A 19,287-nucleotide genomic window follows, 5' to 3' on the forward strand; every position below is an offset into this window, starting at 1 on the left:
GGTTGCCGTCAGCGTCGTAGACATAGGCCGATGATGAGCCTGCCATCGCTGATGGAGGTGATCTTGCCGGATTCGTTCCAGGTGAACGTCTTGGCGTTGTGGGTGAGGGTGTTGCCGGCTGCGTCGTAGGTGAACTGGTCGGTCGTGGCCGCCGCACCCGCCCCGGTCTTGGTGTCGATCTTTGTCAGGGTGTGAGGTTTCGCGGCGAGTGCGGCTGGGGTGGTGTAAGTGCGGACGGTGTCACCGCTGGAGTTGTGTTTCGTCTCGGTTTTGCGGCTTCCGGCCTTGTCGAAGGTGTAGGACGTCCAGTACGGCTCAGTGCCGCCGATGATGCCCTGGGACGGCACTGCCTGGCAGAAGGCCGCGCCGGTAGTCCACGCTTCGGTCATGCGGCGCAGGCCGTCGTAGGCGAAGCACTGCGTGCCCACGATGCTGGCGTTGCGGGTTTCGCCGATCCCTGTGACGTTGCCTCCGGGGTCGTAGAAGTATTTCTCGTTGTACTCCTCGCTGAACCCGCCGCCCGGCTGCTCGACCGACAGGATGGACCGGTCAAGCCGCTGGATGGACTCGGCGCGGGCGGTGGTGAGCTTGACGCGTTTGGTGCCCGTTCCGAGGGTGCGCTGGTAGATACCGCCGTCGTGGTAGTAGGCGGTGGCCGAGACGTAGGTGTCCAGGCCCGTCATCGTGACAGCGTTCCCGGCGGTGTCGTAGCCATGGGTGATGGTTTCTGCCGCGAGGCCACCGGCAGCGGGCAGGGCGAGTGCCGCCAGCGAGCCGTCGACGTTGTAGGTGGCGCTGGTGGTGTAGGTACCGGCGAGTGTTCCCTGGGATGCGGGCACCGTGACGGACGTTCCTTGTGGCCGGTAGGCGTTGTCGAATCCGATGGCCGCCACGGTCCAGGCGTCCGTGCCCTCGTAGCGGGTCGAGGACGTGAGCTGTCCCTTGGCGAGGGTGTCGTAGGTCCAGGAAGCGAGTTTGGTTCCGGTGAGGCTGCCCTTGTGCATCGCGGTCCGGCGGCCCAGCACGTCATAGGCGTAGGCGACCTTCACGCCCCGCGCGTCCGTCGTGGTGAGGACCTGCCCGGCCGCGTCGTAGGCAGTGGCGGAACTGCCCGCGTCGGGGTCGGACTTGGCCGTGACCCGGCCGAGCATGTCGTACGTGCTGGTCCAGGTATTGCCGTCCGCGTCCTTGACCGACGTCTGCCGGCCAAGGCGGTCATACCCGTAGGTGGAGTCCTGGAACGCGCCGGAAGGCTGGGAACCCAGGTACTGGCGCTGGGTCGTGGTCCTGCCCCGGGCGTCGGTGATGGTCGTTGTGGCGGTACCGCCAGCCGGAGGGGTGATCGTGATGCGGTCACCATCATGGGCGGTCAGCGTCTGCGCGATCTGGATGCCCCTGCTGCGCAGGGTGTCTGAGACTGGCCGGCTGAGAGAGTCGAACGCGATCACATGCTGTACCGGGACATTGACGTCCGGGGTGCCGTACAGGGTGCCTGAAGGGGTGATGTCGGCCTTGTACGCGTTGGTCAGCCACACCCGCCCGGCCGCGTCGTAGGCCTGGTCGGTGATGGATGTCTTGCCGTCCTGGGTGACGGTCTGCGTCTGCCGTGCCCGCAGCCGCCCGTCGTAGATGGCATAGGACTGGATGAAGCCGTTAGGGCCGAGCTTCGTCGTCGTCACCGACGGCGCCGAGCTGCAGCTGTACGTACCGCCGCTGATGGTGCAGGAAGGCATGTTGTAGCTGTAGGAAGTGTTAGCGGGCTGGGCATCAGGGTTGCGGCTGGCCGTCCACACATGGGTAAGCCGGCCCAGCGGGTCATAGCGGACCGTGATCTTCTTGCCGTTGGCATCGATGATGGCCTGCGGCAGACCGGCCCGAGCGTCGACCGTGGTTGTGGTCTCGTGACCTGCGGGGTTTCTCACCTTGACACTGGTCGTCGGGACCCCGTCCTGCGGGCCGTAGGTGGTGGTGGACGTCCGGTTCAGTGCATCAGCAGCCGTCAGCACACGGCCATACGCGTCGTATGTGGTCGACGCCATCTTCCACCACTCGACCGTGGCGGCTGGGCGGTGCAGCGCGTTGGTCTGCGTGACCAGCCCCTTCACCGGTGCCGCGCCGACGCTCGTGGCATGGTCGTAGAGCAACTGCGTGCCACTGAGGTAATCAGCATCAGCCAGGCTGGCAGCGCAGGTGGTAGTGAGCTCCTGCGACACGTAGCTGATCAGATGCCGGGCAGTGTCACGGGCATAGCTGGTCGTCGTGCATGTGTCATCAGTGCTGGTGTTGTCGTCGCCGAGGTCCTCGACCTTCGTGAGCAGGTTGTAGGAGTCATACGTGTTACGGGTGATCGTCTTACGCCATCCGCCGGTGGCGGCGATGTACGTGTCGGCATAGGTGGCGCTGGTGCGTACCTGATAACCCGAGTACCCGCCCCAGTACGGCTGCCACGACGTGTTCACCCCCGTCGTGTCATACACCGCATGCGTCCGCGCCTGCGGAGTCGCACCCGAGTTGTCGTAGGCGTACTCCTCGCGGACCACACCGGCGAGCCACTCGGAGTCCGTGAGCACGTTGCCCCACGAGTCGGTGAGGCTGACACTGCGCGCGCCATCGGTGCTGCCGAGACGGTCTGCGTGCATGCCGCGGAAGTACCGCTTCGTGGAGTACTCGACCGAGCTGGCCGAGCCGTGCCAGGTGTGGACGGTGGTGTAGCCCTGCCACCGGCTCCACGACCGCTTGTTGTAGTCGAACTGGGTGTGGTTCTCATCGTGCCGCCACAACGCGGTGGAGCTGGATCCTGCGTTGCTGTAGTTGTAGGTCCACCACTCGTCGGGACCACCACCTGTCAGGTCGACTTCCTTGACGGAGGCGACGACGTACTTGTGGAACCAGCCCCAGCCGGTGCCATTCGTGGTGTTCTTCGGATCAAGCGTGAAGTACTGCGGGAAACACCGCCGGTCATTCTGATCCGCCGACGTCGGCAGCACCGTCGCCGAGCAGCCGACGCCAGAGGTGTCGTTGGCGTCGTAGGTGACGATGGTCTGCGAGCCGGTGGACGGGGTGATGCGGAACAGCCGGTACTTGTTCATCGGCGGCACAGCCGCTGAGGTGTTGTAGTCCACCCGGTTCGGCTTGGCCTGCCCGTCGAAATACAGGACCGGTGAGTCGAGGCTGTTGCCGGAGTAGCCGCCGGTGTGCTCGACCGAGCCGAGCCACAGGGACGGTGCCGTGCCGTCGCCGGGGTCGGGGAACCAGTGCTTGAGCCGCCACTGATCGGCCTGCCGGTAGGAGGCCGAGGCGACGTCCCAGTACTGGGAGGTCACCGATGCCAGCCGGACCGACGTCCAGAACGTGGGTGACTGGGTGTTCGGGCAGCCCGTGGAGTAGCAGAACAGGTCCCACGGGGTGTCGGGCCATCCCGCGCTGTTCCCGGAACACGATGTCTCGAAGCACCGCTCGGCCGGGGCGAACAGCACCCGGTACGGAGCACCACCACCCTCGGTGCCCTGCCGGGTGCCGTACTCGATCCGCGACAGGTAGCCGTCGCGGTCGACCAGGTACGGGATGGTGTTGTTGTAGGCGCCGTACCAGTTCTGCTCGCGCTCGTAGAACATCGTCATCGAGTTGCCGCGTGCGTCGAGGACGTAGTCGAGGTTCCACCGCCAGGCGCGGCGGCAGTGGGAATTGGCGTAGGTGGCGCTGTAGCAGCGATGCGACGGATCAGTGGCCCACACCGGCGTCATCCACGCGGACTTGGTGACATCCCCCGTATCGACACCCCAACGGCCACCAAGCCCGAACCAGTACTGCGTGCCGTCGACCGTGGTGATCTTCCAGTGCTCGCCGTTGCCGCCTTCGCCGTTGGCGGCACCGTTGAGGCGCTCGACCTTCGAGCCATCGTCGTTGACCGGCTTGAACTGGCCGGTGCTCTGATCGATGATGAGCTGCGTGGACTTGCCGCCGAGGTTCATGGTGACGTGGTCGGAGGCATAGCACAGGTCACCTGGGTTCGGCATGCCGGTGCATGAGGTGAACTGCCGCTCGACGAACCCCATTGTGAGGTCCCACCCTTCGCCGGCCCAGCTTGTCTGGCCGGAGGTGGCGAGGGTGCGTGAGTCTGTGGACTGGGCCGAGTACGACAGGGCGACCTTCGGATCGAGGCCGCCTGCCGACTTCGGGACGCCCATCGGGACCGAGTAGGAGAAGTCTCCGGACTGGCTGCCCGCAGCCCACTCACCAGCCATCGTCAGCGGCGTGGCTGTGAACGAACCCGGCCCGGTCGTCGCCGCGTACGCACCCGACGGCGCGCCGGCGAACGACAAGAAACTCTGGTCTGCGTAGGCGGTCAGTGTGCTGGAAACACGCTTGCTGGCCCATGTGTTGGCCGAGTCGGGCAGCGGGGTCTGCGTCTGGCACTCCGGCCGCTCAGGCGTCGTGAGAGCACACCCCGGCAAGGCAACGATCCGCAGCCGCGACGCATAGTCTGAGCCCAGAGCCTGTGCGAAACCCGCGTAGTCCAGGCCCACGCCCACCGAGCCCGGCTTGGCGATCCCGTCGGCACGCTTGACTGTGAACAGCACACCCGGAATGCCGGCCTTCTTCGCCACGGCCCGGTCCGCGACGACGATCTTCACCCTCGAGGGTCCAGCCGCCGCAGCCTCCTTCGCGGAGCGGGGGTCGGCTGCCGGCAGAGTGGAGGATGTTTTCTTCGCCCGGACCGCGAACGGCGACGTACCAGCCCGCGACCAGCCGCCCGCATCGGAAGGCGCGGCCATCAGGCCCGCCCCTGTGGTCTGGGTGGCATCGGGAACGTCAGCCTCATACCCGCCCGGGATTGGCCAAGTCTCGGCTGGGGCCTGCCATGCGGGCATCGGGGCAGCCGGAAGCGTCTTCGGGGCCACCGGCGTTACCGGTGCGATCGCCTCGCTGAGTGACGGCGCGTCAGGCCCTGGCGCGGCCAGGACGGGTACGCCCGGTAACAGTGATAGAAAGACAGCCGCCCCGAAAATGGGCACGGCAAAGCCACGGCGCGTCAGCACCAAGATCCCTCCCCGGATCCTCAATGGAGTGTGTAGCAGCGGGGAACTTTACGGTCCGCTCACAGCCGCCGCAATCAATACTTTCCGTTATCAATCTTCGCGCGTGTGGCCACGCTGGAGGTCACGCTGCGCGACGCCCGCAGCGGGCGAAGGTGCCCCGGCCTACGGAATCCAGCCGATCGCGCGGGCGGTCCCATAATTGAGCAGCGCCACGCTGAACGCGAGGGTCAGCACGACACCGCGACCAGGCCACGCGTCTCCCGGATCATGCTCACCCCCGTCGCCACAGTGACTGCCCACCATGCCACACCCGCGCGGCCGGCTCGACCACGACTCCTCAGTCCATTGTGGTCGTTGCTGATGCCGGCAGTGAGCCGTGTCGGGTGATCACCGCGATCGGGAAGCTGAGGTCCGCGCTCGACGAGCAGCTCGGCCGGGTGAAGGGCCGGCTCGACGAGGCGATCCGCGTCCTCGGCGAACCGGTACCGAAGCTCGTGCCGGTCACCCCGGCCCTGCTCCGGCAGCCGGTCGACAGCAGCTCCTTCGGCCTGCCACCCGGCTGGGTTCCCGGCACGGTCGCGGGCAAGTTCCCCACCGGGCCGCTCAACCTGCCAGGCGAACCCGGCGACGTCACGCCACCGCGCGCGAGACCAGGGCACAGCCACCGTGGCGGCGCTTGAGACGGCCTTACTCCAGCGAGGGAAAGGAGGGCAAGAAATGGGCAAGCGGCCTGCCTGACGATGCCTCGGCGCTGCGGCCGATCCGGCCGCCAGCGGGCTCGATGGAGAGGCGACCGATGTCTTCTGCTGTGCACGCACCCCGCCGTGGTGCGCTGTTACCGCGCATACTCGCTGTCGCGCTGGGGGTGGTCTCCCTTCCGGCGATGGCACTCCCCGCGTCAGCTCAGGACAAGCCGCCGTGCGGGGACGGCGTCAGCACTCCGGCCGCGGCTGCGAGCCTGGCCAGGGCGTGTGGCGGCCAGGTAGAGGTGCTGGACCAGCGTTCGGAGACCAGCCAGGTCTTCGCGCTGCCCAACGGCACCTTCACAGCCTCCATGCACGCCCGCCCGGTCCGGGCCAAGCTGCCGGACGGGCGCTGGGCGGCGGTGGACACCAAGCTCCAGGCCACTGGCGGCCGGATCGCCCCGGCTGTCAGCCCCGCCGGTGTCGTGTTCTCCGCCGGGGGTACCGGGCCGGCTGTCGTGCTGACCACGCAGGGCAAGCGCGTCGAGCTGACCTGGCCGGAAGCGCTGCCGGTACCTTCACTGTCCGGTGACACCGCCACGTACCCCGAGGTCATGCCGGGCGTGGACCTCGCGCTGCGTGCCACCCTGACCGGGTTCAGCCACGTCCTCGTGGTGAAGAACGTCCAGGCCGCCGCCAGCCCGAAGCTGGCCGGGCTGAGGTTCGGGCTCATGGGCGGGCCGGGCGTCACCATCCAGCAGGGCTCCGAGGGCAGGCTGTCGGCGACGGGCGCGGACGGCAAGGTGCTCGCCACGTCGGGTACGGCATCGATGTGGGACTCCGCTGGCGAAGCCGAGCCGGGGAAGCGCAGGCCGGCTGCTGCCGCGCACGCCGAGCCAGCCAGCGCCGCCGCGCCGGGCGAGCGCTCTGCGCGCAGCGGCGTGGCCATGCGGATGGAGCAGGGACAGCTCGTCCTCGCCCCGGACGCGAACTGGCTGAAGGACGGCAAGCGGGCCTTCCCGATCTACCTCGACCCGGAGTGGCACAGCACCGGGCCGTCCCGCTGGGCATACGCCAACCACAACAACTGGGACAACAGCGATGGCCGGGCCTGGGTCGGCCGGGACTACACCCACGGGAACCTGCTGCGGTCCTACTTCGAGTTCCCGATCGGCGCGGTCGCTGGCAGCAACATCCTGTCGGCCACGTTCAACGCGAGCCTGTCCCATTCGGCCTCCTGCACCGCGACCCCGGTCAGCCTCTGGCGGGCGCGGGGCATCACGAGCACGCCGCGCAGCAACTGGGGCATTCCGCTCGACGTGTTCCTGCAGGCCAAGTCGGGCAACGCGAACAAGGACGCGTGCCCGCAGCCGGACATGCCGATGGCCTTCGACGTGCGCGGCGACATGCAGGCTGTGGCCAACGAGAACTGGTCGTCCTACACGCTCGCGCTCAGCGCGGCCGACGCCAGCGGGGCCAACGAGTGGGCCACCGACCGGTGGAAGAAGTTCCACGCCAACCCGGTCCTGTCGGTGAACTTCAACCGCGCTCCGGTCGCCTACGAGCCGAGCAGCGTGCCCGAGACGCCCTGCCTGACCGGCAGCGGCCGGCCCATGCTCGGCGGCAGCTCGTCCAGCCCGATCCCGGAGGTCCGGCTCAAGGCCCGGGTCCGGGACAACGCCGACAACTCCTCGGCGACGTTCGAGCTGTACTACACGAACGGCAACCTGATCCAGTCCGTGAACGACGGCAGGTACCTGGCGGCGGGCTCCGAGCACCAGTGGACGATCCCTTCCGGTGTCCTGCAGGACGGCAAGACCTACTCCTGGCGGGTCCAGGGCCACGACGGCACGACCGCCGGCGGCTACACGCAGTGGTGCGAGTTCACGGTCAACACGTCGGCCCCCAAGCCCCCGAACGTGACCTCCACCGAGCTGAAGCTCACGACGGACATTCCTATGGGGACGGTGACGGCCAAGGTCGGCGCCCCGGCCGCCGTGCACGTCGCGCCGAACGGTGACACCGACATCGCCTACTACAAGTACTCCGTGGCAGCCGGGGCGGCACCGGCCTCCGCCGACAACCGGGTGACGGCGGCGCCGGACGGGCGCGCGGTGCTGCCCGTCGTGCCGGTCTCCGCGGATGGGGGCCGGTTCAACTACCTGCGGGTGGAGACCTACGACACGGCTGGCAACAACTCGTCGGCCGTGTACAAGTTCAAGGCCAACCCTGGCAACGGGCTGACCACACGGGGCGACGCGACCGGCGACGGCATCGCCGACCTCACCACGATCGGTGACATCGGCGGCGGCAAGTCGGCCATCTGGCAGTTCTCCAGTACCGCCGGGCAGACCGTCGCCTCGGCTGTCCTCGAGAACTCCACCGGTGCCAGCGGCGGCAAGCTGATGGCGCGCGGCGACTTCGACCAGGACGGCAAGTCCGACGTGGCGCAGCTCGTGACCAAGGGGACCGGCATCGCGCTGAACCTCCTGCGGTCCACGGACACCGGGACCTCCGAGATCGAGGTCTGGTCGAAGACCGACTGGACCCTGCCCAGCGTGCAGCTCGTGGCGGGCAACTTCGACGGCGATCTCACCCTTCGTGACGACCTGGCCATCCTGCTGCGCAAGTCGGCACAGGACTGGGAGATCCATGTTCTCGCCGCCGACGGAGCCCTGGGATCACCGCACTTCGCGGCCCCGGTGTTGTGGGGCACCAGCGCGACGCTCAACTTCGCAGGCCTCCAGACCGGGGCTGGCGACGTGGACGGGGACCGCAAGGCCGACCTGATCGGACTGTCGGACGCCGGTAACTGCAACTCGGCGCTGCACGTCTGGACCTCCACCGGCGTGGCGTTCCAGGCGCCGGCGATCAGCTGGCACAGCGGCTCGATCCCCGCCCAGGCCCGAACCTGGTGCTGGGGCAACACCAAGGCGGCCTTCGGCGACTTCAACGCCGACAAGAAGATCGACTTCGCCGTCGCGTACAACCACCCGAACTGCCAGACCGCGCTCAGGGTGTCCTACGCCAAGGTTGACGGCACCGGGTTCGCCAGCCCGGTGGAGCCGTGGAAGTCGGCGGCCCAGAACTGGTGCGGGGCTTCGACCGCGCAGGCCGGTGACTTCGACGGCGACGGCAAGGCCGACGTCGGCCTGCTTGTCGACGTGTCCGCGGTGGCCGGCAGCGCCACCGGGTACCACCACCAGCTCTGGGTGCTCGGCTCCACCGGCAGCGGGTTCTCCGCTCCGGCGATGAAGTGGGATGGTGCGCTGGGTAACCGGTCCACGCCGTCGCTGAGCTTCACCGACCCGGCGGCGCGGTACCAGCTGGTCGCCGCGCACTCGGGGAAGTGTGTCGGTATCGGCGGCGGCACGACGGCCACCGCGACCCAGTTCACGCAGCAGTCCTGCTCGGCTTCGATCCCGGAGCACACGGTGCAGATCCTGCCGGTGGGCGGCGGCACGTACGCGATCAAGCCCGGGCACGCTGTCGGGACGCTGTGCATGGACCAGGAGTTCGGCCAGATGGCCGACTCGGCGAAGATCTCGCAGTACCCGTGCGGGTCCCAGATCAACGTGCCGCAGGTCTTCACGTTCGGCTACGTGGCGGGGTTCAGCCAGCCGCAGGTCGAGATCAAGGTGATGCACTCCAAGAAGTGCATCTCGGTCAGCTGGGCCGGCCAGACGGACGGCACACCGCTCATCCAGTACACCTGTGCTGGCCAGACCGACACCCGCTTCGACATCCGGCGGATCCCTGCTCCGGTCGGCGGGCTGGCCGGCAGCTGGCAGATGAACAGCGCCGCCGACAGCTCCGGCCGGGCCGAGAACCTGACCCTCACGGACGGCACGACCCTGAGTAACGGCACGGCTGTCTTCGACGGCAGCAACGACGCGGCACACGCTCCCGGCCCGGTCATCGACCTGAACAGCAGCTTCACCGTCGGGGCCTGGGTCAAGCTCACGAACAAGGACTGGTGGCGCGTCGCCGTGTCCCAGGACGGCAGCCGCCGGGCCGGCCTGAACCTCCAGTTCGACAAGGACACCGGCAAGTGGGTGTTCAGCCGGTCGGCCGCCGACAACGACAGCGCCGCCATGACGACGGTGTACTCGGCGGAGCCAGCGCAGCTCAACACGTGGACCCACCTGGCCGGCGTCTACGACGCGCCAGCCGGGAAGATCAAGCTGTACGTGAACGGCGTTTTCCAGAACGAGATCCCCTTCGCCGGTACCTGGACGCCCAGGGGCAGCCTCGTGATCGGCCGGGGCAGGTGGACCGGTGTGGCCAGCGCCTACTGGGCCGGCAGCATCGACGGTGTCGAGGCGTACAACCGGGTGCTGACCGGGGACGAGCTCCAGGCGTGGGGCGCGCCGTTCGACACGGCTCTCCCGCAGCAGCTCGTCGCCCAGCACTCCGAGCTGTGTGTCACGACCCCGCCCGGCCCGATCGGGCCGCAGGTCCAGCAGCAGGCGTGCGGGACGGCGCTCCAGAACGGCCAGTACAAGCTGGTCAGGATCGGCGCGACCGAGTTCAGCATCTCGGGTGTGCACGCCGCCGGCTGCCTCGACCTCCAGAACTGGGGCACGGCCGACGGCACCATCTTCGGCCACTGGCACTGCAGTGGCAGCACGGCGACGATGTTCACGATCGTCCGGGTGCCGGACCCCGGAACGGAGCCGGTCTACGAGATCCGGCCGCTGACGACCGGCAAGTGCATGGCGGTGGCCGGTGGCAGCCCGGACAGCGGAGCAGGCGTCTCCCAGTGGCCGTGCTCCGGCAAGAAGGAGACCCAGTTCCTGCTCCGGACGGTGTACCCGGCGGGCTCGGACGCGGTGGCCACCTGGCAGATGAACGACGAGGGCGGCGAGGCGCTCTTCGACACGACCGGTGGCGCGAACGCGAAAATCACCGGCAGCGTCACGACGGCTGGCGGCACGGCCACCTTCACCGGAGCCAGCGGCGCGGCGACGACAACCGGCCCGGTGGTCAACGCCACCAAGTCGTTCACGGTGTCCGCGTGGGCGTACCTGAACCACACCAGCTACTCGGCGGTCGTGGCCGGCCAGGAAGGCAGCCGGCTCATGGGCTTCAACCTGAGCTACTGCAAGGGCTGTAACGCCTGGCAGTTCGAGCGGGCCGGCAGCGACGCGGACAGCCCAGCCTCCTGGCACTCCGTCACCGGAACGGCCCCGCAGCTGAACACATGGACCCACCTGGTAGGCACGTACGACGCGGCCACCGGAACGCAGAAGCTCTACATCAACGGCGTGCTGGCCGGGAGCAACACGTTCACGGCGCCGTGGCCGGTCCAGGGGCCGATCGTGATCGGCAAGGGCAAGTGGCAGGGCAGCCCGACGGCCGGGTTCACCGGCCAGATCGACGACGTCCGGATCTACCACGCGGCACTGGACGCGACGGCGGTTCTGAACCTCAGGAACACCGGCCGCGAATAGCCCCTCCGAGCGGGTGCCCGTCGACATGACGGGCACCCGCCTTCCTTTCCGCCGCGTCGTGGACCCGCATGGGAACACGATGAGCCTGTCCACACAGGTGCTCTTCGCCATGTCCGGCCGGTGTGAGGCCTGGCAGCCGTGCGACCCTGCCACGAACCGGGCCAGCTGCCTGTCCCAGGCAGCTGGCGGAAGGTACCCGCCGACGATTAGTGCCGGCTGACAGAAGACGAGAGTATGGCCCTTGTCCGGGCCGCCCACAGTTGGTAGCCGGTCTCCATATGGATGGCCAATGCCTGCTGGGCGGCCTCGGACGGGTCCTGGCCCTGGCGTTGCTGTGCGGCGGCCAGGGCCGTGAGGGCCATGCCTTCGTTCAGCCGGTAGCTGCTGTCCCGGGCGATGGCCAGGGCACGTCCGGCGTGCTCGATCGCATCCGGTGCTCCGGCGTCGGCGAGGCCGATCCTGGCCAGCATGGCGCCGAACGGGTACGCGGCGGCCTCGGCATGTTCCAGCGCCCGCCCGTGCTGGGCCTGCGCCTTGCCGGGGCTGCCCTGGGCGAGGCTGATCGTGCCGAGCACGTTCAGTGCGTTGACCAGCGGGATCCGGTCGCCGCTCGCTTCGGTGACCTTCAGGGCCAGGCCGATCTGTTCTGCCGCCTCCACCAGCCGGCCGGCGTCGCGGTGCAGGGCGGCGAGGTTGACGCGTGCCTCGGTTTCGTCGTGCTGGTTTCCGATCTGCCCGAACAGGACCAAGGCCTTCGAGAGATAGAACAAGGATTCGTCGTACTCGCCGAGCAGATGCAGCGTGATGCCGAGGTTGTTCAGGGCCGGCGCGCCCTGTGGCCGGTCGGCGAAGCCCTCGATCACCTCGACGTACTGCTCCCTGGCCTGCTCCAGCCGGCCGAGGCCGAGCGAGATGGTGGCCAGGTTGGCGAGGCTGTTCAGCCCGGGTTTGCCCTGGGCACGGGCGATGGCCAGTGCCTCCGTGTAGCACTCGGCGGCCAGTACGGGCTGGCCGGCGCTCCGGTGGACGATGCCCAGCGAGTTGAGCATGGTGGTCAGGCCGTCGGGCCAGCCGGACCGCGCGAGGCCGACCGCCTTGCCGAGCAGTTCGATCGCCAGGTCCGGCTGGTTGACGCTGGCCTGGGCCATGCCGAGGTTGAGCAGGGCGACGGCCTGGCCGGCCTCGTCCCCGGCGGCTTCGGCGGCAGCCAGCGCCGCGGCCGACACCTCCAGCCAGTCCACGCGGTTCCGGCGGGCGTGGAAGTAGCCGCGCAGCAGGTCGCAGATCAGCCAGGCCCACCGGCCGTGTCCCAGGGACGCGGCGTCGCGGACGGCGGCGACCAGGCTCGATCGCTCGGCGTCCAGCCAGGACAGTGCGCCGGCGGTGGAGCCGAACCCGACCGGGATCGTGCACTCCGAGCCGGAAAGAAGTCTGGGGACCACCGGATTCAGGAACCTCGAGGCGGCGTCGGCGTTCGTGAGATACCAGTCCAGCAGCCGCGCGGTCGCAGGCTCGGTTTCCTCGGGCTGTGCGCGTTCCTCCGCGTAGATCCGGAGCAGGTCGTGCATGGCGTACCGGCCATCGGCCACCGGCTCGACCAGATGCGCGGCGAGCAGGTGCCCGAGCACCGGCTCCGCCTCGGCCGGCTGGCCACCGAGCAGCGCGGCGGCGGCCTGAAGGCTGAAATCGGGACCGGGTACCAGGCTGAGCAGGCGGAACAGCGTGGCCGCAGCGCCGGGCAGCGCCGCGTACGAGTGATCGAACGCGATCCGCACCGACACCTGGTCGTCCCCGGCGACCTCGAGTGCGCCGAGCCGGTCGCTGGCCCGTACCTCGGCGACGTAGTCCGCGATGCCGGTGGCGCCCTGTGCCCGGTCGGCCGCGTACACCCCGGCGATCCGCAACGCGAGTGGCAGCCGGCCGCACAGCTCGGCGAGTTCCGCGGTGGCCTCGGGCTCGGCAGCCGTCCGTTCCGGCCCGATGAGCTGGGCCAGGAGCTCGACGGACTCCGCCAGGGTGAGCACGTCGAGGTTGAGCAGCCGTGCGCCGTCCCTGGCCGCGAGGCCGGCGAGCCGGTCCCGGCTGGTGATCAGCGTCAGGCTGCCCTCGCTGCCCGGCAACAGCGGCCGGACCTGCTCCGGATGGTTGGCGTTGTCGAGCAGGACCAGCATCCGCCGGCCGGCCATCAGGCTCCGGTACAGCCCGGACGCCTCCTCGACATCGATCGGCACCCGCTCGCCTGGCACCCCGAGCGCCCGCAGTAACCGGCCGAGCGCCTCGATCGGCCGGACGGGGCTGGTCGAGGAGTACCCGTGCAGGTTGACGTGCAGCTGACCGTCCGGGAACTGGTCCTTGGCCTGGCGGGCCCAGTGCACGGCCAGCGCGGTCTTGCCCACGCCGCCGGTACCGGAAATGGTGCTGATGACCACGGCGGTGGCCGTACCCAGCAGCGAGTCCAGCCTGCGCAGCTGGAAGTCCCGGCCCACGAAGTCCACGATGGCAGCCGGAAGCTGCGCGGGCACGACAGCGGACGCGTCCGGCCCGGGCCCGCTGGCCGGCGCCGGGGCCGCGGGCAGCTCCAGTGCCGGATCGTCCCGGAGTACGAGGACCTGCAGGCGGGCCAGGTCCGGCCCCAGGTCCAGACCGAGGTCCTCGCGCAGCGCGTCCCGGATCTGCTGGCAGGCCACGAGAGCGTCGGCGCGCCGCCCAGCCCGGTACAGCGCCAGCACGCGCAGCTCGGCGAAGCGCTCACGGGTCGGCCAGCGCCCGGCCAGCTCGGTCAGTTCCGTCAGCGCGGTCAGGTGATGGCCACAGGCCAGCTCGGCGTCGAGCCGTACCTCGGTGGCTGCCAGCCACAGCTCCTCCAGGCCGGTACCGAGCCGGTCCCGCAGCCCCGGGCCGTCCTCGCCGAACACCGGGCCGCGCCACAGGGCCTCCGCCTCGCCGAGGAGCTGGACACGGGCGGCGGGCTCGGCGGTGGCCAGGGCCTGTTCGTACAGGCTCCGGAACCGGAAGACATCCACCCGGGCCGGGTCGCCCTCCAGCACGTACGCCCGGCCCCGGGTCTCCAGCCGGAAGCCGAACTCCTCGGCCCTGGCCGCGGCCAGCCGGCGGCGCAGCCGGGAGACCTGTACCTGCAGCGAACTCCGGGCCTGAGCCGGCGGCCCGGCGTCCCAGAGCAGCTCGATCAGCCGTTCCGCTGGCATCGGATTGCCGAGCTCGAGCAGCAGCAGGCCAAGCAGGCAGCGTTCGAACCGTTTTCCCAGCTCAACCTGCCGCCCGGCCAGCCGCGCCTCGATCGTGCCCAGGATCCGGAACTCCACCACCCGAGGCTAGCTGGTGCCTGCTGCCGCCATGTCGGCGAGCTGACAGCCCGGTCAGAGCCGGCTCTGAGCTGGCTCTGAGCCGGATCAGGAAGCTGTTCACATGAATATCAAGCGCACCATCCTCGGCCTGACCGTCACCGCCGTCACCGCGCTCGGCCTGCTCACCCCGGCCGTGCCAGCCCAGGCTGTGACCCTGAGTAACTGCTGGTACTGGCCGATGCCCGCCAACGTGAACCTCGAGTTCAAGATCTGCGCCCAGGGCGGCAACGACCTCCTGGACGTCACCGCCTGGGTGACCAACCGCTCGGGCACCTCCAACCAGTACGTCCGGGACCTGACGGTGTGGAGCACCTTCGCCGGTGGCTACGCCTACTGCTCGGTGATGGCCTGGCTGCCCCCGAAGACCAGCCGGCACTGCTCGGCGATCAGCGTCGCCCCGGTGAACATCCAGCAGCAGCACAACGGCTGGGGCCGGGTCCACTTCTGGTCCCCGACCTACAACGAGTACCAGATCCGCGAAGGCTCCTCGCCGACCACGATCGTCTACTGAGGCCCGGCGGCCGGGCCGGGCGTCCTCGCAACTGGCGGCCGGATAGCTCTGTCGGAGTCTGACATGTCTCGGTAACCCGGTTTCGGCACGGCACTTTCTGATCGGTGAGACGTCCGCGCGCTTGGCGTTTTTGCCCTTTATTGAATTCCGGATTGGCCTTGCCTGGCCGGCAATTCAGGATGGTATTGTCTGCCGTCCTGGCTGGCGGGAATGGCAGGCCAGTTCGCCATGAATTCGATCTAGAAGGCAGCTCCATGACAGGTACGACTGTTCGAAGACTGATGGCCTTGGTGGTTGCCGCCGGTGGGCTCATCATCCCCAGCATGCCGGCGCAGAGCGCCGCCGCAGCGTGCACCCCGAGGGATGTCATCGCTGACAAGCAGCAAGCAGGTGACCAGATCGGCCGCGAGGTCGCCCAGCTGGCGCGTGCCGGTGCGAGTCAGCACGCCGTCAACCAGGCACTTCAGCGGGACTGGTGCCTGCAGCCGCTGTCCACGTCGGCGGCACCCCAGGGCGTGCAGTCCATTCCGGATGAAGAAACGGGCACGCAGCCGTGGGTCTGGTTTGACAGCACCTCGCTCTACTACGACTCCGCAGCCAACGACTATGTTGCGATGGCAAACTATTCATGGCACACGAATGGTTACATCGGGGAGGAGTCCGAGCGCCTGTGCAGTGCCGACAATGTCGGGGATCTCGACGGCCTGGGTATTCGTGTCACCAATGGCGACTTCACCTTCATCAGTTCGTCGGCGACGATCTGGGGTAATCCCGAGTACGACGACCGGCATGGTAACGACTTCGGCATTTACGCGATGAAGAACAGCGTGGGGCGCTCGGGTCCCGGTGTGCCGAACGAGTACGGGGCCACCTACAAGTTCCAGGACAGGACCGTCGCCCTGGAGAACAACGGTGGTGGGTGCCTGGGGTTTGACCCCGCCAACTACCTGCAGGACTACAGCGCCTACGGCGGGCTCATCATCTACCGCTTTGACAAGGTCAACGGTGACTGCAAGGAGTCGCAGGCATTCGCCGTGTACGGACACAGCTACGAAGAAGTCGACATCAACGGCTTCTCCGCCGGCCCGTGGAGCTTCGGCGCTTCCTGGAACGTCACCGGCAGGAGCTGGGAGGTTGGTGATGCTTCCCCTGCGGTCATGATGTGCCCCAACGGGAGTGGTTCAGGGAGCGGCCGAGCGCCAGCCGGTAACACTGTGCTCGCCGCGCCCCAGTGGATCATGGACCTGTCCGACAGCGGCGGAAACCTGATGCCCCCACAGGTACCCAGGAAGAAGGCCGCGCCCGCGATGGCCTTCGACAAGGGCGACGGCAGCAGCATGGAAATCAACCGGTGGGTGTCCAACGGCTCAGCCTTCGGGGGCCTGGCGACCTATACCTCCGGCACGTTCTACCTGTCCAGGGTCGGCAACCGGATAGCGTCCGGAGATGTCGACGGTGACGGCGATGACGACACCGTGATGGCTTACCAGAACGACAACGGTACTTTCAGCTTCTACGTGTGGGACAACGAGCTGCACACCGGCAAGGTCTGGTACACGTCCCCGGGCAGCTACAGCCTCAGCACCGTCCAGGGCCGCCTAGTCCTCGGTGACTTCAACGGTGACAAGAAGGCCGAGCCCGCGATGGCCTACGAGAAGGGCGACGGCAGCACCATGTCGATCGACCGATGGCTGTCCACGGGTTCCTCGTTCGGCAGCCGGGCGGTCTACAACTCCGGCACGTTCTACCTGTCCAGGGTCGGAGACCGGATGGCCGCCGGGGACGTCAACGGCGACGGCCGAGATGACATCGTGATGGCTCACCAGAACGCCAACGGTACTTTCAGCTTCTACCGGTGGGACAATGAGCTGCACACCGGCAGCGTCTGGTACACCTCCGGCAGTTACACGCTGAGCAACGTCCAGGGCCGCCTCGTGCTCGGTGACTTCAACGGTGACGATAGGGCCGAGCCTGCGATGGCCTACAGCAGGGGCGACGGCAGCAGCATGTACATCCACCGGTGGCTGTCTACCGGCTCGTCTTTTGGGAGCCTGGCGACCTATACCTCCGGCACGTTCTACCTGTCGAAGGTCGGGGACAGGATGGCCGCCGGTGATGTCGACGGTGACGGCGATGACGACATCGTGATGGCTTACCAGAACGACAACGGTACTTTCAGCTTCTACCGGTGGGACAACGAGTTGCACACCGGCAGTGTCTGGTACACCTCCGGCAGCTACACCCTCAACAACGTCCAAGGGCGGCTTGTCCTCGGTCGCTGGTAACAGGCCCTGATGCCGGTGCCCGGCAGGCGGGTAAGCGCCTGCCGGGCACTGGCGAGACCTGTACCGGTATTCCCTCGGACCCGGTCTAGGCGGCTGCCGACCACAGGCGCGTGGCCGGGATGATCTGCCGGGTGATGCCCGGCCCCGCCCAGGACAGCTGGGCGATGGCGCTGTAGCCGTGCTCGTAGTACTCCATCCGGATGTCGTGCCGGCCTGCGGTCAGCGTGATCTGGCCGCTGTCGTCACGCTTCGAGTGGTCGGTCCACGCGTCGACGAGCAGCTTCCCGTCGATCCACAGCCGTACGCCGTCGTCGCTGGTGGTGGTGAACGTGTAGGTGCCTGCGGTGTCAGCCTGCACCTGGCCGGTCCAGGTGGCGAGGAAGTTGTCGGCGTTGATCCCGGCGGCCGGGGCCGACCGGCCCCAGTCGAAGGCGACCGCCGGGTCGACGCGGCGCACCGTGGCCGGCGGTACGGGATCGCCGGGCTGCGCCTTGTTGGCGTACGTCGCGGTCAGGCCGTTCGCCGGGGTGAGCACCAGCGTCGTGACGGACCGGCCCGGCAGGGTGAGCGTCCCGGTGCCGCCGGCGACGGTGAGCGACCCGGCGGACTGCGGCGCGCCAGTGGTGGCCTGCCAGATCTCCGCGGTACCGGCGAGCAGGCCGTTGAGCCGCAGCGTGGTCGCCGTCGCGTCGGCCGAGGTGTTGACCAGGACGATGTTCTTCGCGCCGGTGGAGGCGAAGACGTGCAGGTCGGTGGTGTCGGCGCTCGCCTGCACCATCGTGGCCCCGAACGGCCGGAACAGCCCTTCGCCGGTGAACATCCCGATGCCGTGGTAGATCGGCAGCGGCGCGTTGCGCGTGAACCCAGCCATGTCGTTCTCACTGGTCAGGCCCAGGGGACCGTTCTTGTCGCCGTACTGGATCGCGGTGCCCCCGCCGCGCAGGATCGTGCCGAGGACACCGGCGGACCAGACCGTGTTGAACGGGGTCAGGTTACGCGGGTCGCTGTCCCAGTCCAGGTTGTACTCGCCGATCACGATGCCGAGGGCCCTGCCGGGGACGAGGCGGGTGATCTGGGCGCGCAGCGAGGCGATGTCCGTTCCGTAGCTGCGGACCCGGTCGCCGAGCAGCGTCGCGTCGTCGTGGTTGACTGTGCCGCCCTGGCCGTACTTGTGGAAGTCGACGAAGTCCATCCTGCTGCCCGACCCGGCGAGCACTGTTTCCAGGTACGCGGCGTCGTAGTAGCTGGTCGCGGGGCCACCGAGCCGCACGGCCGGGTCGACGGCACGGAGCGCGTCGGCGATCAGGTTGAACCGGCTGCTGTACGCGGCGGCGGACATGTTCTTCGGGTTGCCGCCGTTGTTGAGTTCGTTGCCGATGATGAACTGCCGGACAGGCGTGCCGGACGCGGCTAGGTGCTGGTAGATGTTGACCGCGTCGGTACGGTCGATCCCGGCGTCGTGCCGGCCGTCCAGCGGCAGGATGACCAGCGGTTCGGCGCCGGTCTGCCGGATCGCGGCGATCCAGTCGGCAGCCGGGATGTTCGTCTCGCAGTAGTTCCCACCGCAGCGCAGGGCGCTGGCCGGGTCACCGGGCACCGCGTAGCCGACCTCGAATCGCGCAGTGCCGACGCCGAGCCGGTCCACGTGTCCACGATGGACAGCGTCGTTGGTGATGTAGGAACCGTTGCCGTAACCCGTGATGGTCGCGCCGAACGACGCGGCGGACACGGCCTGCACGGACTGGTTGAAGTCGACGGTGACGGTCGCGGACGGCGCTGCGGCGGCGGGCTGTCCCGCGGCGAGGATGCCGGCGGCGGCGAGCGTCGAGGCGACAAGCCCGCGACGCAGCAGAGTCCTCTTAGGATGATCTCTCACGCGCCGATAGTAGGCACCATGATCAACTCATTGCCCAGCTTCCTGGGCACGCGCGATGAGTTTCCGCCCGCCCGC

At 68.4% G+C, this 19,287-nt stretch carries 8 protein-coding genes; 5 read left to right on the forward strand and 3 right to left on the reverse strand.

Annotated elements, in window-relative coordinates; genetic code table 11:
• Positions 1-8: 8 nt before the first annotated feature.
• Positions 9-4,775 (reverse strand): RHS repeat domain-containing protein, encoded by a 4,767-nt coding sequence (locus A3G1_RS0131005; RefSeq protein WP_245563633.1) that lies wholly within the window; start codon positions 4,773-4,775, stop codon positions 9-11.
• Positions 4,776-5,422: 647 nt separating this feature from the next.
• Between A3G1_RS0131005 and A3G1_RS0131010 the strand changes: the two genes are divergently transcribed.
• From A3G1_RS0131010 to A3G1_RS40000, 3 genes are all read left to right on the forward strand, one after another.
• Positions 5,423-5,719, forward strand: coding sequence for a hypothetical protein (locus A3G1_RS0131010; protein ID WP_018353399.1), 297 nt, complete (start codon positions 5,423-5,425; stop codon positions 5,717-5,719).
• Positions 5,720-5,835: 116 nt separating this feature from the next.
• Positions 5,836-11,175 (forward strand): LamG-like jellyroll fold domain-containing protein, encoded by a 5,340-nt coding sequence (locus A3G1_RS0131015; RefSeq protein WP_245563634.1) that lies wholly within the window; start codon positions 5,836-5,838, stop codon positions 11,173-11,175.
• A gap of 25 nt (positions 11,176-11,200) precedes the next feature.
• Positions 11,201-11,395: a hypothetical protein gene (locus A3G1_RS40000; RefSeq protein WP_157641525.1), complete on the forward strand. Its 195-nt coding sequence runs from the start codon at positions 11,201-11,203 to the stop codon at positions 11,393-11,395.
• On the opposite strand, the gene A3G1_RS37720 is transcribed toward A3G1_RS40000, so the two are convergent.
• The gene (locus A3G1_RS37720; protein ID WP_169437633.1) at positions 11,382-14,498 is read right to left on the reverse strand and encodes an AfsR/SARP family transcriptional regulator; all 3,117 of its coding nucleotides are present in this window, start codon (positions 14,496-14,498) and stop codon (positions 11,382-11,384) included. The genes A3G1_RS40000 and A3G1_RS37720 overlap by 14 nt on opposite strands.
• Positions 14,499-14,601: 103 nt before the next feature.
• On the opposite strand from A3G1_RS37720, the gene A3G1_RS0131030 reads away from it, so the two are divergent.
• Together A3G1_RS0131030 and A3G1_RS39265 are read left to right on the forward strand one after the other, a co-directional pair.
• Entirely contained in the window at positions 14,602-15,051 is a 450-nt protein-coding gene (locus A3G1_RS0131030) for a hypothetical protein (RefSeq protein ID WP_018353402.1), read from the forward strand.
• A 179-nt stretch (positions 15,052-15,230) separates the two neighbouring features.
• A complete protein-coding gene (locus A3G1_RS39265; RefSeq protein ID WP_083937218.1) occupies positions 15,231-17,336 on the forward strand; it encodes an FG-GAP repeat domain-containing protein in 2,106 nt (701 codons plus the stop codon).
• A gap of 85 nt (positions 17,337-17,421) precedes the next feature.
• Here A3G1_RS39265 and A3G1_RS0131040 read toward each other — a convergent pair whose 3' ends face one another.
• A complete protein-coding gene (locus tag A3G1_RS0131040; RefSeq protein ID WP_026212694.1) occupies positions 17,422-19,212 on the reverse strand; it encodes a PA14 domain-containing protein in 1,791 nt (596 codons plus the stop codon).
• Positions 19,213-19,287 lie beyond the last annotated feature (75 nt).

Origin of the sequence: Longispora albida DSM 44784 (assembly GCF_000379825.1) — a bacterium.
GTDB lineage: Bacteria > Actinomycetota > Actinomycetes > Mycobacteriales > Micromonosporaceae > Longispora > Longispora albida.

Coding starts and splice junctions, on each gene's coding strand:
- A3G1_RS0131015 (WP_245563634.1), top strand. CDS start 5,836: ATGTCTTCTGCTGTGCACGCACCCCGCCGTGGTGCGCTGTTACCGCGC.
- A3G1_RS0131005 (WP_245563633.1), bottom strand. CDS start 4,775: ATGGCCGCGCCTTCCGATGCGGGCGGCTGGTCGCGGGCTGGTACGTCG.
- A3G1_RS40000 (WP_157641525.1), top strand. CDS start 11,201: ATGACGGGCACCCGCCTTCCTTTCCGCCGCGTCGTGGACCCGCATGGG.
- A3G1_RS0131030 (WP_018353402.1), top strand. CDS start 14,602: ATGAATATCAAGCGCACCATCCTCGGCCTGACCGTCACCGCCGTCACC.
- A3G1_RS39265 (WP_083937218.1), top strand. CDS start 15,231: ATGGTATTGTCTGCCGTCCTGGCTGGCGGGAATGGCAGGCCAGTTCGC.